This is a genomic window from Bartonella sp. AA83SXKL, assembly GCF_042196965.1.
Classification (GTDB): domain Bacteria; phylum Pseudomonadota; class Alphaproteobacteria; order Rhizobiales; family Rhizobiaceae; genus Bartonella.
The window spans coordinates 36,291-53,254 of record NZ_JBHIRG010000006.1 but is presented as its reverse complement, the minus strand read 5'-3'; the positions used below and the strand labels follow the sequence as shown (position 1 = coordinate 53,254).

14 protein-coding genes are annotated in these 16,964 nt (G+C 36.5%); 5 read left to right on the top strand and 9 right to left on the bottom strand.

Going from position 1 to position 16,964, the window contains the following annotated elements; translation table 11 throughout:
• The first annotated feature begins 78 nt into the window (after positions 1 to 78).
• Positions 79 to 1,155, top strand: a complete 1,077-nt coding sequence (prfA, locus tag ACFINO_RS04485; RefSeq protein WP_375627655.1) for a peptide chain release factor 1 — start codon at positions 79 to 81, stop codon at positions 1,153 to 1,155.
• Positions 1,152 to 2,018: a peptide chain release factor N(5)-glutamine methyltransferase gene (gene prmC / locus ACFINO_RS04480; RefSeq protein ID WP_375634593.1), complete on the top strand. Its 867-nt coding sequence runs from the start codon at positions 1,152 to 1,154 to the stop codon at positions 2,016 to 2,018. The genes prfA and prmC overlap by 4 nt, the downstream gene beginning before the upstream one ends.
• Here the strand turns inward: prmC and nrdF are convergent.
• Genes nrdF through nrdH form a run of 4 tightly spaced genes read right to left on the bottom strand, consistent with a single transcriptional unit; the run spans position 2,015 to position 5,755 of the window.
• Positions 2,015 to 2,989 (bottom strand): class 1b ribonucleoside-diphosphate reductase subunit beta, encoded by a 975-nt coding sequence (nrdF, locus tag ACFINO_RS04475; protein ID WP_273722534.1) that lies wholly within the window; start codon positions 2,987 to 2,989, stop codon positions 2,015 to 2,017. The two genes, prmC and nrdF, sit on opposite strands and share 4 nt — an antisense overlap.
• 11 nt (positions 2,990 to 3,000) lie before the next feature.
• Positions 3,001 to 5,151, bottom strand: coding sequence for a class 1b ribonucleoside-diphosphate reductase subunit alpha (gene nrdE, locus ACFINO_RS04470; RefSeq protein WP_375618058.1), 2,151 nt, complete (start codon positions 5,149 to 5,151; stop codon positions 3,001 to 3,003).
• On the bottom strand, positions 5,133 to 5,531 hold the full coding sequence (nrdI, locus tag ACFINO_RS04465; RefSeq protein WP_375618059.1) for a class Ib ribonucleoside-diphosphate reductase assembly flavoprotein NrdI: 399 nt from the start codon (positions 5,529 to 5,531) through the stop codon (positions 5,133 to 5,135). Before nrdI ends, nrdE begins: the two co-directional genes overlap by 19 nt.
• Positions 5,531 to 5,755 (bottom strand): glutaredoxin-like protein NrdH, encoded by a 225-nt coding sequence (gene nrdH, locus ACFINO_RS04460; RefSeq protein WP_005774163.1) that lies wholly within the window; start codon positions 5,753 to 5,755, stop codon positions 5,531 to 5,533. The genes nrdI and nrdH overlap by 1 nt, the downstream gene beginning before the upstream one ends.
• 680 nt (positions 5,756 to 6,435) lie before the next feature.
• Between nrdH and ACFINO_RS04455 the strand changes: the two genes are divergently transcribed.
• From ACFINO_RS04455 to ACFINO_RS04445, 3 genes are read left to right on the top strand one after another with little or no spacing between them, the layout of a single operon-like run.
• Positions 6,436 to 7,185, top strand: a complete 750-nt coding sequence (locus ACFINO_RS04455) for an ABC transporter ATP-binding protein (RefSeq protein ID WP_375634594.1) — start codon at positions 6,436 to 6,438, stop codon at positions 7,183 to 7,185.
• A gap of 9 nt (positions 7,186 to 7,194) precedes the next feature.
• Positions 7,195 to 8,064 (top strand): metal ABC transporter permease, encoded by an 870-nt coding sequence (locus ACFINO_RS04450; RefSeq protein WP_375618061.1) that lies wholly within the window; start codon positions 7,195 to 7,197, stop codon positions 8,062 to 8,064.
• A 10-nt stretch (positions 8,065 to 8,074) separates the two neighbouring features.
• On the top strand, positions 8,075 to 8,992 hold the full coding sequence (locus tag ACFINO_RS04445; protein ID WP_375634595.1) for a metal ABC transporter solute-binding protein, Zn/Mn family: 918 nt from the start codon (positions 8,075 to 8,077) through the stop codon (positions 8,990 to 8,992).
• A gap of 1,934 nt (positions 8,993 to 10,926) precedes the next feature.
• On the opposite strand, the gene ACFINO_RS04440 is transcribed toward ACFINO_RS04445, so the two are convergent.
• From ACFINO_RS04440 to ACFINO_RS04420, 5 genes are all read right to left on the bottom strand, one after another.
• Entirely contained in the window at positions 10,927 to 11,973 is a 1,047-nt protein-coding gene (locus ACFINO_RS04440) for a sn-glycerol-3-phosphate import ATP-binding protein UgpC (protein WP_375634596.1), read from the bottom strand.
• Between the two features lie 2 nt (positions 11,974 to 11,975).
• Complete coding sequence (gene ugpE / locus ACFINO_RS04435; protein ID WP_375633937.1) at positions 11,976 to 12,827, bottom strand: sn-glycerol-3-phosphate ABC transporter permease UgpE; 852 nt, start codon at positions 12,825 to 12,827, stop codon at positions 11,976 to 11,978.
• 10 nt (positions 12,828 to 12,837) lie between these two features.
• Positions 12,838 to 13,722: a sn-glycerol-3-phosphate ABC transporter permease UgpA gene (ugpA, locus tag ACFINO_RS04430; protein WP_375621175.1), complete on the bottom strand. Its 885-nt coding sequence runs from the start codon at positions 13,720 to 13,722 to the stop codon at positions 12,838 to 12,840.
• 95 nt (positions 13,723 to 13,817) lie between these two features.
• Positions 13,818 to 15,152 carry a sn-glycerol-3-phosphate ABC transporter substrate-binding protein UgpB gene (ugpB, locus tag ACFINO_RS04425; protein WP_375633933.1) on the bottom strand — a complete coding sequence of 445 codons (1,335 nt, stop codon included), beginning with the start codon at positions 15,150 to 15,152 and terminating at the stop codon, positions 13,818 to 13,820.
• Between the two features lie 964 nt (positions 15,153 to 16,116).
• Entirely contained in the window at positions 16,117 to 16,839 is a 723-nt protein-coding gene (locus tag ACFINO_RS04420; RefSeq protein ID WP_375655130.1) for a glycerophosphodiester phosphodiesterase, read from the bottom strand.
• Between the last annotated feature and the right edge of the window lie 125 nt (positions 16,840 to 16,964).

Genomic DNA, 16,964 nt, shown 5'->3' with positions numbered 1-16,964 from the left:
TTGCCAATATTATAACAAAAAATCATTGCAACAAAATATTATAAAAATTGTATTATGAAAAATTAGGCCAATATTATCATGGTTTCTTTGCCACAAGATCGTATGAGACAGCTTGAAAAACGCTTTGAAATAATTGAAAGCCAAATGACGACGAATCCAAATGCTGAAACATATGTCAAATTAGCTTCTGAATATGCAGAACTACAACCCGTTATTACCTCTATACGCGCATTAAATGCTCTTTACGAAGAGATTACAGAATTAGAAACGATTATCAACGATAAACAAACAGATATAGAGATGCGTAATCTTGCCCAAGAAGAGCTACCATCGTTATATAAAAAAGTGGAGCAATTTGAAAAAGAACTCCAAATTCTGTTATTGCCTAAAGATGTTGCTGATGAAAAAAACGCTATTGTTGAAATTCGAGCAGGAACGGGTGGCTCAGAAGCAGCACTTTTTTCCGGTGATCTTTTCCGCATGTATGAACGTTATGCCCATGCTCACCATTGGAAAGTAGAAGTTATTTCACTTAGTGAGGGGGAAGTTGGCGGATATAAAGAGATTATTGCTAGCATTTCAGGAAAAGGTGTCTTTTCTAAATTGAAATATGAATCGGGGGTTCATCGTGTGCAACGCATCCCTGAAACAGAGACAGGTGGGCGTATCCATACATCTGCTGCTACCGTTGCTGTGCTTCCAGAAGCTGAAGATATTGATATTGATATTCGTCCTGAAGATATTCGTATCGACACAATGCGTGCATCCGGAGCAGGAGGACAGCATGTTAATACAACGGATTCAGCTGTTCGTATCACGCATATTCCAACAGGAATTATGGTCGTACAAGCAGAAAAATCACAACATCAGAACCGAGCACGAGCCCTTCAAATTTTACGGGCACGCTTATTCGATATCGAACGACAAAAAGCGGAAAGTGAACGTTCAGCTTCTCGTAAAAGCCAAGTTGGTTCTGGTGATCGCTCAGAACGTATTCGTACCTATAATTTTCCACAAGGACGTGTCACGGATCACCGTATTAATTTAACCTTGTATAAGCTTGATCGCATTCTAGAGGGAGATCTTGATGAACTTCTTCATGCACTCATCTCAGATCATCAAACAACACTGCTAATGGAAATGGATAATAATTGAGCAAATATTCTTTCAAGAATGTTATCCAACAAATGCAAGAAAAATTGCGCACGAAAGGGATTGCTGAAGCCGATCTCGATGCGAAAATACTCGTTGAATGGATAACAGGAATAAATGCTGCTGAAAGAATTTCTAAACCAGATATGCATCTATCTTCTGAGCATATTATACAAATAGAACAGGCTTTACAACGGCGTATTGCAGGCGAACCCGTTTACCGTATTATAGGAGTACGAGAATTTTATGGTATATCTTTTACATTGTCTCAAGAGACGTTAGAACCTCGTCCTGATACAGAAACGCTGATAGATCTTGTTCTCCCTTTTCTCCAAAAACAGGTCGAAAATTCGAGAAGAACAACATTCCTTGATATGGGAACAGGAAGTGGCGCCATTGCTATTGCACTCCTTAAACAAATTCCCCAATCCTATGCGGTGGCAGTCGATATTTCTGAAGATGCCCTTAAAACAGCGAAAAAAAATGCAAAAAATGCTGAAGTAGCACACCGCTTCACACCTCTTCTTAGCGACTGGTTTGATTCTGTCACAGATCGCTTTGATTTTATTGTTTCCAATCCACCTTATATTCCCGCAAAAGATATCAAAAAACTTGCAAAAGAAGTGCGCTTACATGACCCATTGCGCGCTCTGATAGGAGGGGAAGATGGACTTGATTTTTATCGAAAACTCGCCCATGAAGCAGCCAATTACTTAAAAGAAAACGGCTATGTCGCTGTTGAAATTGGTTTCTCTCAAGAAAATGAAGCCTGCAATTTGTTTGAAAAAAATGGTTTTCAATGTTTAGAAGTGCGCAAAGATCTAAGTGGAATACCCCGCGCACTTCTATTTGCATGCAAACATTAAAATTCCCAATCATCATCCGTAGTAGCAACAGCCTTGCCAATGACATAAGAAGAACCTGCTCCTGAAAAAAAGTCATGATTTTCGTCAGAGTTTGGTGATAAAGCCGCCAAAATAGCGGGATTAACACGACAAACCTCAGGGGGGAAAAGAGCTTCAAAACCTAAATTCATTAAAGCCTTGTTAGCATTATAATGAAGAAAAATTTTAACATCTTCTGTCAATCCAAGCGCATCATAAAGATCTTCAGTATATTTGCACTCGATGTTATAAAGATCAAAGAGCAGGTTAAAAGCAAAATCTTTAATTTCTTGTCTTTTGGCTTCATCAAGCTTTGCAAAGCCCAATTGGAATTTATAACCTATATAATAACCATGGACTGCTTCATCACGAATGATTAGTCGAATGAGGTCTGCTGTATTGGTCAACTTAGCGCGACTGGCCCAATACATGGGCAAATAAAAACCAGAATAAAATAAAAAGCTTTCCAGCAAAGTCGAAGCAATTTTTTTCTTAAGTGGATCATTTGCTTCATAACGCTCAAGTACTAATCTAGCCTTTTTCTGCAAATGAATATTTTCTTCTGACCATCTAAACGCATCATCAACTTCTACCGTCGAACAAAGGGTTGAAAAAATAGAGGAATAAGAACGTGCATGAACAGCTTCCATAAAAGCAATATTCGTCAAAACTGCCTCCTCATGCTCCGTTATCGCATCAGCCAGAAGCGAAATGGCTCCTACAGTGTTTTGAATTGTATCGAGAAGCGTTAGTCCTGTAAAAACACGAATCGTTAGCTTACGTTCTTCATCCGTTAAGCTTGACCATGAAGGAATGTCATTGGAAAGTGGAACCTTCTCAGGTAACCAAAAATTCCCAGTTAAGCGGTTCCATACTTCAAGATCTTTCTCATCATGTAATCTATTCCAATTAACAGCGCACACAACAGGATTTTTGGTTGTAATCTTTGTCATATGATGATCTCCTATAAACTGCACGAAACACAGCCATCAACTTCTGTTCCACTTAATGCTACTTGCCGTAATCGTACATAGTAAATACTCTTGATTCCCTTTTTCCAAGCATAAATTTGTGCGCGGTTAATATCACGTGTGGTCGCTGTATCAGGAAAAAATAATGTTAATGAAAGACCTTGATCAACATGCTGTGTTGCAGCAGCATAGGTATCTATAATTTTTTCAGGACCAATCTCATAAGCATCTTGGTAAAAATTCAAATTCGTATTATCCATATAAGGAGCAGGATAATAAACGCGCCCAATTTTTCCCTCTTTGCGAATTTCAATTTTTGAAGCAATTGGATGAATGGAAGAAGTGGCATGATTAATATAGGAAATAGATCCCGTAGGTGGAACTGCCTGCAAATTGCGGTTATAAAGCCCATACTCAATAACTAATTTTTTGAGTTCCTGCCAATCCTTTTGATCTGGAATAACAATATTATTCCGTGCAAAAAGCTCTTGCACAAGTGGAAATTGCGGTTTCCATTCTTTTTCAATATATTTTTCGAAAAAACGTCCATCTGCATAAGCTGATTTTTCAAACCCTGCAAACATTTCTTGACGTTCGTGCGCAATTAAATTGGAAGCCCGTATGGCGTGATATGTCACAATATAAAAATAGATATTGGTAAAATCAATCGCTTCTGGAGACCCATAATAGATCTGCTCACGCGCTAGAAACCCATGCAAATTCATTTGTCCCAAACCAATCGCATGACTTTCAGCATTGCCTTTCGCAATGGAAGGCACACAAGCAATATTGCTCATATCCGAAACAGCAGTCAGAGCACGAACAGCAGATTCCACGGTCTGTCCAAAATCAGGACTTTCCATTGCTTTGGCAATATTCATGGATCCAAGATTACAGGATATATCACTTCCAATCGTGCGATAAGTTAAATCTGTCTCCAGTTCACTCGCCTCACTCACCTGCAAAATTTCTGAACATAAATTGCTCATACTTATGCGCCCAGCTATCGGATTCGATCGATTAGCAGTATCCTCAAATAAAATATAGGGATAACCCGACTCGAATTGAATTTCCGCTAATGTCTGGAAAAAAACGCGTGCACTTATTTTCTTTTTACGAATCTTTGCATTATCAACAAAAGAACGATAATGCTCCGTTAAAGAAATATCGCTAAAGGGCTTACCTGTCACACGCTCGATGTCATACGATGAGAAGAGATACATATCCTCATTATTCCGTGCAAGCTCAAAAGTAATATCAGGAATAACGACACCAAGCGAAAGCGTTTTGATTCTAACTTTTTCATCAGCATTTTCACGCTTTGTATCCAAAAACTTCATAATATCTAAATGATGAGCATGCAAATAAACAGCTCCAGCCCCCTGTCGTGCCCCAAGCTGATTGGCGTAAGAAAAAGAATCTTCCAAGAGTTTCATCACCGGTAAAACACCTGAGGACTGATTTTCTATTTGCTTAATTGGCGCCCCAGCTTCCCGCAAATTCGTTAAACAAAGCGCTACACCTCCACCACGTTTTGAAAGCTGCAAAGCCGAATTAACCGAACGACCTATCGATTCCATATTATCTTCAACACGTAGCAAAAAACACGAAACCAATTCACCTCGTTGTTTTTTCCCAGCATTTAAAAATGTCGGTGTTGCCGGTTGAAAACGTCCTGTAATAATTTCATCCACAAAACTTTCAGCAAGAGCTTTATTCCCTTGTGCCAAATATAAAGCTACAAGACAGACACGATCTTCATAACGTTCAAGATAACGTTTTCCATCAAAAGTCTTCAGTGTATAGCTGGTATAATACTTAAATGCGCCTAAAAAGGTAGGAAAACGAAACTTAAATGCGTAAGCACGTTTAAAAAGCTTTTTAATAAAAGAAAAATCATAAAGCTCAAATAAAGCTTTTTCATAATAACCTTCTTCTATTAAGTAATCTATTTTTTCCTTCAGGTTATGAAAAAAAACTGTATTTTGATTAACATGCTGAAGAAAATATTGCCGCGCAGCAAGCCGATCCATATCAAATTGAATATGACCATTTTCATCATAAAGATTAAGCATTGCATTCAACGCATGATAATCAGTAATCTGATCCGATTTCTGCGATTGTCCTATGCTAATTGTTTCCAAAATCTTTCCAATCCCTTTTTTACATAAATAACGTCTTCATCAGTTCCACGCAGCTCAAAACGATAAAGGCAAGGTACACAACATTTTTCAGCAATAATTTTACTTGCTAAATTATAATAGCGACCAAAATTACGATTCCCACCGCCAATAACACCACAAATTAATTTTCGGTTCTCAGCTTCATTAAGAAACTGGACAACGGCTTTCGGCACGGCCCCTCTTCCTTCACCATCTGCATATGTAGGAACAACCAATACATAAGGTTCACCAACCAATGCAGAAGGCTTTCTTTTATCAATTTTGAAGAGTCGTTGACCAAGCTGCGAGACAAAATGTTCTGTATTACCCGTTGCACTCGAATAATAAACAATAAGCCCCATTAAGCACAAAGACCACTAATCATATCTGGTCTAAAACCAGACCAATGATTTTCACCACAAACAACGACAGGAACCTGACGATACCCCAGAGATTGAACAAAACTGTATGCTTGTTCATCACAGGAAATATCAACAACACGATAATGAATGCCTTTTGCATCAAAAGCGCGGCGTGTAGCATCACATTGGACACAAGATGGTTTGCTATAAATAGTGATCGACATTTTCTTCAACTTTCACAATTCCAAACAATCAACCCTGAAAGGTCAATCTAATAATTTTATAGGTACTCAAGAATAACAAAAAACAGAAATTGTACGCAAAACATGTGATTATTTTCAAATAATACACAGCTTCCTGAACATAACAGAATTCCTCATCAAATAACTTCAAAAACTATGATGAGAATAAGCGATTATTCTACAACTTAAATGGCAAAGCCCCCTAGTTATAAAACAATCTTTTGCTTGCATTACAATTCCCTCCTGCTGTCTAAAAAACTAATGTTCTAAACTACCGTTTTTCAAGAGCTCTGTTTGCTCTTTTACGGCAAAAATCAATTACAAAAACGAAAGGAAATCCCTCCAAAAGAGACCCTTCAGTAAAAATACTGCTATACCTTTGGCCAATAAACTCTTTACAATAATGGAAATAACTTAGATACCAAACGAAACACACTAACACCCTCTCTTGTGCTTATTTAGAATCACCAATCATTTTGATACTATATATAGTATATACTCTCTCTCTTTCGTCAAGGTGAATTCAATTATTATTTTTAATTTTCCACGATCTTCCCACTAAAATTTTCAGTACTCAAAACTATGTAATAATATAACATTTTGTTGACAAACGTTATATTATTACATAGTTTCCAAAATAATAAGCAACGATGGTAAAAAATATGGATCTGCACTTCAATAAGACAACATTAGGCTATAGGAATAGAATAGCAATAAAGAACTTTTCAGCAAAATTAAAAGCTGGTTCATTGGTTGCAATAACAGGTGATAATGGCGCTGGAAAATCGACACTGCTAAAAGCTATCGCCGGATTGATTAAACCTCTTAAAGGAAAAATTACAAAACCAAAAAAAAGCTGCATTGCTTATCTTGCTCAGCAATGTAATATAGATCAAACATTTCCAATTGATGTGAAAACGCTTGTAAAAACAGGACTGTGGTCTTTTTGTGGATTATGGAAGAATCAGCGCCCTTATGATTCTAAGATTCAAAATGCTCTTAAAATGGTTGGGCTTACAGAACTCGCATCCCGTTCGCTTGAAACATTATCAGGCGGGCAATTGCAACGCGCTCTTTTTGCACGTATCATTATACAAGATGCCAATATTATTTTACTTGATGAACCTTTCAATGGTGTAGATCATAATACCCAAAAAGACCTTCTTGCACTGATCACATACTGGCAACAGCAAGGACGCACAATTCTCACAGCACTCCATAATCCTCTCATCGTGCAAGAATTTTTCCCCCAAATGATTCAAATTGATCAACAAAACGCCTTTTATGGAGAAACAACACAGTTTTTAAACAACACCATTCATCACGTTATGCCACCTCTCACATCCAATTCTTTCCCTATTAGCGCACAAAAACAAAATCTTCCCATCAATGATCCTCTCTTTCTTACTTAGGTATAAGACGTGTATGCATTTTTTCTTGCCCCCTTTGTTGATTTCCAATTTATGCAAAACGCCCTTATCGGTTCTATTTTTCTGTCTATTAGCGCTTGTCCTGTTGGTGTGTTTTTGATGCTCCGTGGAATGAGCTTGACAGGAGATGCTATTTCTCATGCCATTCTTCCTGGTGTTGCAACTGCTTTTCTGATTTGTGGTTTTTCCCTCATATCTATGACACTTGGTGGCATCTTCGCTGGTCTTATTGTTGCTTTAGCAACCATTTTGATTTCACGAAACAGCTTTCAGAAAGAAGATGCATCCATGACCGTCTTTTATCTTATTGCACTCGCGGCAGGTGTTATTATTATCTCACTGAAAGACTCAACAATTGAGCTGCTTCATCTCTTATTCGGATCGGTTCTTGCACTTGATGCACAAGCCCTTTGGTTAATCGCTACTATAATGCTGATTACACTATGCAGCCTTTGTATTTTTTGGCGTGCACTCGTTTTAGAAAGCTTTGACCCCCTCTTTTTTAAATCACTCTCTCCATTGAGTAAATATATTCATATTTCATTGCTTGGACTTGTGGTGTTGAATCTGGTTGGAGGCTTTCAATCACTAGGAACATTACTTTCCGTTGGTATTATGATGATTCCAGCCATTACAGCCCGTTTTTGGTTTTCACGGCTAGTCCCTATTTGCGCGCTTTCCACTCTTTTTGGAATCATTTCTAGCGTATGTGGTCTCCTGCTTTCTTTTCATCTTTCACTTCCCTCCGGCCCTGCTATCATCATTGCCGCAGGATTTATTTATCTCGTTTCCTGTTTGATAAGTCCACGTGGCTTTATTGTAACATGGTTTCCCCACCTCTTTTATACCTCCTCACTTTAAGGAAAAAAATGTGCCTAAGTTTGCTCAAAAATTTGTTATTCTTGGAGCCTTATTGCTTGCCCTTTCTCCATTTTCTGCTTCTGCACACAATAAAATCAAAGTTGTTGCGAGCTTTTCTATTCTCGCAGATCTCGTAAAAAATGTAGGAGACCACCATATCTCTATGACTACTTTTGTAGGTCCAAATGCGAATACCCACACTTATGAACCTACCCCCCATGATGCTCAAGCGCTTAGAAATGCTCAAATTATTTTCATCAACGGGCTTCATTTAGAAGGATTCATTGATCGCCTCATTACAGCAAGCGGTACAAAAGCACTTCTTGTCGAAGTTAGCGCTAACATTCCCTCTCTCAAAATGAAAAATCAAGAACATAATGCCCATCACCACCATAGCGTTATTGATCCACACGCTTGGCAAACAATTCCCAATGTCAAAATCTATGTGAAAAATATCGCTGCTGCTTTTTGTAAAATCGATCCACAATCCTGCACCAGCTACAAAAAAAATGCCGAAACCTACATCCAAAAACTTAAAATAGCACAAGATACCCTGAAAACAAAAATTTCTACCATTCCTAAAGATAAACGTATCATTATCACATCTCATGATGCCTTTGGCTATTTTGCCAAGGAATATGGTTTTACTATCCTTGCCCCTCAAAGTGCTTCAACAGAAACTGAAGCAACCGCAGCCGATGTTGCTAAACTTATAAAACAAATTAAAGCGAATAAAGCAACTGCCCTATTCGTTGAAAATATCTCTAATCCCCGTCTCATAAAACAGATTGCAAAAGAAACAGGTTTAACAATTGGTGGAACACTTTATTCTGATGCATTGTCAAACAAAAATGGCCCTGCAGCAACTTATCTCGATATGATGGAACACAATGTGAATACCATCATTGATGCTATCACAAAACATTAAGATCTTCTATAAAAGAGATAAAAAAGAGTTCATAAAATCGTAGGTCTATGATTATGTTACTAATGATGCTCCAACAGCTATAATTGATAACATTGATATGAAATAAAGTTACTTTTACAGAGAAATTTATACTCTATAGATTCTAAGATAGATAAAGTAAGTGGATTTATTGCCTCATGGTGCCCAAACTGTCAGCAGTAGCATTCTATTTTTCAATGCTTCTTTTACAATAACTCTCGACACTTGAAACGATTCATAAGAAGAATTTGGTGTCTTTTTCTTAAAGTATTTTTATCTATCCAACTTCATTTATAACATGCAAGTAGAATTAGTGTATGAATAAAAACCACTTGAAGAAAAAATGCCTCTTATGAAGAGTCTCAACACAATAATTGTTGCAATGTTGGAGACTGAAAGAGAGTATGATGATGGCCCCAGCTTGCATTTTTATAAGCATAAAGATGGCGATACACAATGGATTTTATGTTATACTACTTATAAACGACTGCGTGAATAAATAGTTGGAACAACCTTGCAAGATATTTTTTAAAAAAAGTGCGTAAATTGGCAACCCAATAGCCTTCTGTTTAGGTATTCTGTTTTGTATGAGAGATGCAATTCTATTCAAAGAACGTAAAAAAATGTGTTCGGCAATGCTTAATCGCCATTATGTAAGAGACACTGGCTCAGATGTTTTTGAAAATTGCAATACTAAATTAAAAGATGATGCTAAAGACAGAATCTATTTTTTATCTTGATGCTTTCATATTCCCCCCCCTAAATTAAGCTGTCTCCTCATTTTAAAAATTACACAAGCAGATAAGCTTATTCTACTCTGGCATACAAAACTGAATACAGCACTGAACCGTCTTCATATTTGTCTCAAACATACTGCTGTATAAAGTTTAGGTTGATTTATAAGCAACAAAAAGCACGCGCTTTATAAGAAAGTAATATCATAAAACCATTAATAGACTGGTAATATATTGAAAAAATATACCAGCTTTTATAAAATGCTTTGTAAAACAATAATATAACTGTCTTTGTCTCTGCTGATTCTTATAGGTGTTCGCATCGATCCCCTATGCTATATTCATAAAGATCTGTTTGAGGATGATCTATAGGCAATTTTTAACTCAAGAATATAGAAAAGATCGATGAGATGTTACAGATGTGTTTCATCTGCTTTTATCGTTAAAAGTAATGAAAATTCTAAAACAAGCACGCCTTCTATCTCTCAGTGATTTTTTTGCAACTTATCAGATACCCTCGCTGAGAATTGCATAGTGATTTACATGAGAAAAAAATAAACTTGCAGCATGCGCGCATAGGTTTCTCTCTAATTTATGTGATTGGTAGAAAAAACAAATGCTTCTTATAGGAGCTCTGAAACCATTTTAGATCATATGGCCAGCGGTAAAATAGAATGCGCCTATTTTCGTACAGACTATTTAAAACAGCGTCGTATTTTGTGGATCAAGTAGACTTCTTATGTCAGGGGTCAAAGCCAAGATATGGGGCGCATCCTCCCTTATCTGTGACTCATTTTTTCTCTCTATTTCTCTCATTTACTTTTATAATACACATAAATTATTACATCAAGAAACATATTATAATATGTTTTTTTTATAACAAAATTATAAATGAGTAAAAATATGGTTAATAAAGATTTATTCTATATTGATATTTTTTTATAATGAAAATGATGTTTGAAAATTATATTCTTCTTACAGACCGTGAAAATGCAAAATTTCTTCATATAAATGTTTTGACATTCTCAGCGCCATGGGACAATGGATCATTACCAAAACTGTTAAAATTTTGTTTTTAATCCCATCGGTTACAACCTGAGTTTGTAAATGTAATCGAGAAAGTCAAAACACAACATTATCATGACGCAGCATAAAAGAGAGTCGTGTCACATCAAGTAATGCTTACTTATTATTTGTGCGCTTTCCTGTGTTTTTATTAAAAGTATGAAAATTCTGATGAGCAACTGTGAAACTTAGTTTTTGACCATAGTCTTGTGTCAAGCGTTCTTTTATTTCAATCGTAAAGATGATACCATTCCAACGCGTTAAAACATGGCAACCTGTTCCAATAAGCTTGATAAGCTCAATTTTTGTGTGAAAGACAGGCCCTTTATCTGGATGTTGTCCCAATAAGATTATTTCAGGTCTGAATGCCAAAAGATCAGTTTCTTCGCCATAAGAAAATGAATGCCCTAAATGTTGTTCTAAGACATGGCGATCAAGAAAATTCATAGGAGGAGAACCAATAAAATCAGCAACAAATGTTGTTGCTGGAGTATCGTAAATTTCCATTGGTGTTCCAATTTGCTCGATAGCTCCTTTATTCAAAACGACTATTCTATCAGCTAATGTCATAGCTTCTAGTTGATCATGGGTAACATAGAGGCTCGTTGTTCCTAATGAACGCTGTAGTGTTTTTATTTCAATACACATTTGCGCCCGTAATTTTGCATCAAGATTTGAAAGAGGTTCATCAAAGAGAAAAACACGGGGTTGACGTACAATCACACGCCCCATTGCAACACGCTGACGTTGTCCTCCTGATAATTGTCGTGGTTTACGATCAAGAAATGGTTCTATCTCCAAAAGCTTTGCAGCATGTGCGATACGTTTTTTAATTTCTTCTTTAGGAGTTTTACGATTTTTAAGACCATATTCTAAGTTTCCACGAACTGTCATATGGGGATAAAGGGCATAATTTTGAAAAACCATAGCGATATCACGATCAGCTGGTTCACGATCATTGATACATTCGTTATCAATGCATAATTCACCTGAAGTAACTTGTTCAAGTCCTGCTATAATACGTAATAAGGTCGATTTTCCGCACCCTGAAGGACCGACAAGAACAAGAAGTTCTTTATCGGCAACAGTTAAATTTAAATCATCAATGACCAGAATGCCGTTGTCATACTGTTTTTTTATATTTGATAACTGGATTATGGCCACAATTACTTCTCCGTTTCAATAAGGCCTTTGATAAAAAGCCGCTGCATGAAGATAACAACAAGAACAGGGGGAACCATGGCAACAACCGATACTGCCATGAGTATATTCCATTGAGGATCATGTTGAAGTGATTCGACAATAAGCTGTTTTAAAATAATAAGGATCGTTTGATGATTTTGATCCGTTGTGATGATAAGAGGCCAGAGATATTGTATCCATCCATAAATGAACATAATGATAAATAAAGCAGCGATATTGCTTTTACTAAGAGGAAGAAGAATATCCTTAAAAAATTTAACTGGACCTGCACCATCAACACGTGCCGCCTCTAAGAGTTCATCTGGAACAGTCAAAAAAAACTGGCGAAATAAAAATGTAGCGGTTGCAGATGCAATAAGTGGAATAATCATTCCACTATAGGTGTTAACCATCCCCAATTTCGCAACAATCTCATAGGTTGGAAGAATACGAACTTCGACAGGGAGCATCAATGTAACAAAAATAAGAACAAAAGCAGTTTTTCGGAAGGGAAAGCGCATGTAAATAATTGCATAAGCAGACAAAAGTGAAATAATAATTTTTCCAACGCTAATTCCAAGAGCCATAATGAATGAATTCATTAAGAGTGGCCAGAGGTTGGGCAAACCCAGCTGTGCAAGGCCATCACCAAAGATTGTTTTATAATTTTCCAGAGCATATTTCCCAGGCAAAAGAGGAAGTGTTCCTGAGTTAAATGCTGCTGAACTATGAGTTGATGCAATGATAGCAACATAAACTGGAAAGCAAATAATGATAATACCAACAATAAGAGTAATATGGGTTAGAAATTTCAAAACAGGGCGATTTTCAACCATAATTTGTTTCCTAATATTGTACACGGCGCTCAATCCAGCGAAACTGGATAAACGTTAAGACAATAACCATCAACATCAATATTGTTGATTGTGCTGCTGATGCACCGATTATTTGATTTCTAAAGCCATCGTCATATACTTTATAGACGAGGATGCTCGTTGCACGCGCAGGACCTCCAGAAGTTGTATTATCAATAATACCAAAAGTATCAAACATAACATAATTGACATTGACAATAAGAAGGAAAAACGTCGTTGGTGAAATTTGCGGGAAAACCACTGTCCAAAATCGTTTAAAGGGACCAGCACCATCAATGGCGGCTGCTTCTATTTGAGAACGCGGAACAGACTGAAGACCTGTAAGAAAAAAGAGAAAATTGTAAGAAATTTGTTTCCAACTAGCCGCAATGACAATAAGAATCATTGCTTGAGTGCCATTAATACGATAATTCCATAGCACCCCTATTTTCTCGAGAAAAAAAGGGATAATTCCGATGGTGGGATGAAAGATAAACAGCCACAATATACCTGCCAATACTGGAGCAACAGCATAGGGCCAGAGCAAAAGCATTGTATAAGCCTTTTTTGCACGGATGACACGATCAACACAGACAGCTAAGAGAAGTGATATTGTCATTGAAGCGACAGTAACTGAGATGGAAAATACTGCGGTTGTAAGAAGCGATTGCCGATATGTAGGATCAGAAAGAACGGTTAGATAATTCTCAAAACCAATAAAGGTTGTTGTAAAGCCAAAAGGGTCTTCACGCTCAAAAGATGATTTTATTGCTTGAGCAGCAGGCCAAAAGAAAAACAAAAAAGTCACAAGAAGCTGAGGAAAAAGCAGTCCGTAAGAAAGTAGACTATTTTTAAAATATGCATGTTTTTCTTGCATTCGTAGGGCTCTTTAAATGTAGAGACTTTAAAAAAGTAAACAAAAAGGACTCAACCGTTTTTGTTGAGTCTTTAATGTTTAACAATAAAACGAAATTAATGATTAGATCTTTCAAATTCACGCAAGAGTTTATTTCCACGTTCAACGGTCTCATCTAAACCATCTTTCGGCGTTTTTGAACCACTAAGAACAGCTTCCAACTCTTGATCAAGAATGGCACGAATTTGTGGTAAATTACCAAATCTTATCCCTTTTGAGTTAACTGTTGGTGGATTAAGATTAATCTGTTTGATAGCTATATCCGCACCTGGCGTTTTTTCATAGAAATGTTGTTTTTTGCTCAATTCATAAGTCGCTTTTGTGGTTGGGAGATAACCTGTTTCCTGATGCCACTTTGCTTGATTTTCTGTTTTTGAAAGAAATTTAAGAAAAGCGGCTGCCCCTGCATATTCCTTTGGAGTATGGCCCTTAAACGCCCAAATAGAAGCTCCCCCAATAACTGAATTTTGTGGTGCTCCTTCTGTATCCTTATAGTACGGTAGCATACCAACCCCCACATTAAACTGAGCTTCAGAAACAATCCCAGCATGTGATCCTGAAGATTGCATAAAAATTGCACAATTTTGTGCCATAAACATTGGTGTTGAATCTAATGCACCTGCTGGACCACCATAACGGAAAATACCTTGATCAGACCACTTTTTCAGGTCAGCCCACATACGCACTTGTAAAGGTCCATTAAATGTAAGTTCTGAATCAAGTCCTTTAAAGCCATTTTCCTTCGTTCCAAAAGGAACATTATGCAACGCTGAAAAATTTTCTATACCAATCCATTGAGCGGCATAAGCCATTGTAAAACCACAATTTGCCGCTTTAGTCTCAAGAATTTTCTTGGAAAAGTTTTCTATATCTTGCCACGTTCTAGGAGGCTGTTCTGGATCAAGCCCTGCTTTTTTAAAGATATCTTTGTTATAATAAAGGATGGGTGTTGAAATATTAAATGGCATAGAGACGATACGTCCCTGTTCATCGGAGTAATAACCACTAATAACAGGGAAATAATCTGTAGGATCAAATTCTTGTTTTGTATCAGCCATAAGTTGATAAAATGGGTAGATTGCGCCTTTTGCAGCCATCATAGTTCCAGTACCAACGTCATAAATTTGAGCAAGTACTGGCTGTTTCTTTCCACGAAATGCTGCAATGAGTGAAATCAATCCCTCTTCATATTCACCGCGAAATGAAGAAACAACTTTATACTCAGATTGACTTGCATTAAAATCGTTAATGAGACTTTCAGTTTGCTTTCCTAATTCACCACTCATAGAATGCCAAAAGCTGATTTTTGTCTGTGCAAAACTTTCTGTCATCCCCGCTGTGGACATTATGATAGCAACCGTGGCCGCTATGGAAAGATAAAAACGACTCATGCTTCACCCTTTCTGAAGTGATGGAATACAAACTACCCCCTAAATTTATAGTATTACACATGAACATGCTATGACAGTTTTATTTCAGAAACATATTCTCTCATTTAAACAGGAACCACCTAAAGGTCAAATGAATTTATTTAAATTTATTTATTTTCTTTTATAAGCTTTCTTATATATTCACGAAATACGCGTTTGTAACTATCTGAAAAAAGTGAGATGGCTTAAATAAGCAAAGCCACTTGGTAAAAAGATATGGATCGTAAATATCATTCAATGACTATTTTAATATCTGGATTTACTTTTTTAAAAAGAATTGTTTATTCTTTTATTATTTGTCTTATAACTTTCGGCTTATAACTTTAACACGATGTTGCTACTGAATTTAAAGAAGAGACAAATAGAATTTTTTTAAAATTAAGAAAATCATTTTGAAGCGCTTAATAGTCTCTTTCCCTGTAACAAGATCACACCCCTCATGCAAAACAAAATGACACTGTATGACCAATTTCCATGCTGTTAAAAAATCTTTCAATACATCTACATTTCATGATAGAACCTGTAAAATAAGATATAAAGCCTCTCCATTAAAGTATATAAGACTTTTTGTATGCCATCATTTTTACACTTCATAAAAGTGAAAAACGACATCATCATATGAGACCCTAATGCTTAATAAGCCTTGCATTTGAAATACGTTAAATGAATATTTTTATTCTTTTCTCAATTATTTTTTATCCACACACCAACCCTACTTGTAATGTTCAAACAAATGATTTTGATTGATTCATTGTAAAAATATTTGAAATAAGAGAATCTTACGTATTAAGGTCTCTTACTCACATGAGTAAAATATTAATTATCATTATAAATCAATGTATTATTGTTATATATTAGATAATTTTTCTTCTTTCATTACGCTAACTTTATGAAGATATATAGTTCCTTTTGTGTTGATGTATTTTTACCTTTGTGCACACAATTGCAATGCGAGATCAGGTTGATCTGTCGTAATATAATGTACAGGCATATCAAGCCAATATGATAACCGAGCTTTTCCATTAATTGTCCATACCCCTACAGTAAAACCAGCCTCAAGAGCTGATTCAATAAAGTTCTGTGAAACAATAGAGCCATCTAAACTTAGGTCAGAACAACCTAATTGCTTCCATTCAGAAAAATGACGGTACATATCACCTTCAAAATTATCAACACATGGACCAGATGGTATTCCTGCTTCAATAAAAGGACGAAGGATAAAAGGATCAAAACTAATTGCAGAAACCCGTTCTGATAAATTTCGGCTTTTTATTAGCGCAAGCGCTTTTTGGGATAATATTGTTTCGCGCTCCACTTCACCGCATGTCTTGATTTCAAGATGCAATGCAACATTCGTTGGTGCTAAAAGATCAAGCACTTCTTCTAATAAGGGAGGTGCTTCTTGGCTTCCTTTTACGCAGAGTTGTTTGCGTGTTTCATTATCAATGTCATGAATATACCCCTTTTTTCCAACCAATTGGTCTAGACGGAAGTCGTGAAAGACAACCACTTCACCGCTTTTTAGCAAATGAACGTCGCATTCAACTTCATCAACACCTAACGCTATAGCATTATTAAATGCCGAAAGAGTATTTTCAGGATAAAGATGAGCTCCTCCACGGTGTGCAACAATTTTTTTCTCAGACATGCAAAATCCCACACTTCTCAATTTTAAACGATATTGACGTACAGATTGTCAGATAAAGACTTATATCATATGAAAATACACAATCATTTTTAAATGATTTTTTCTACACTTCTCGAATATCAAAC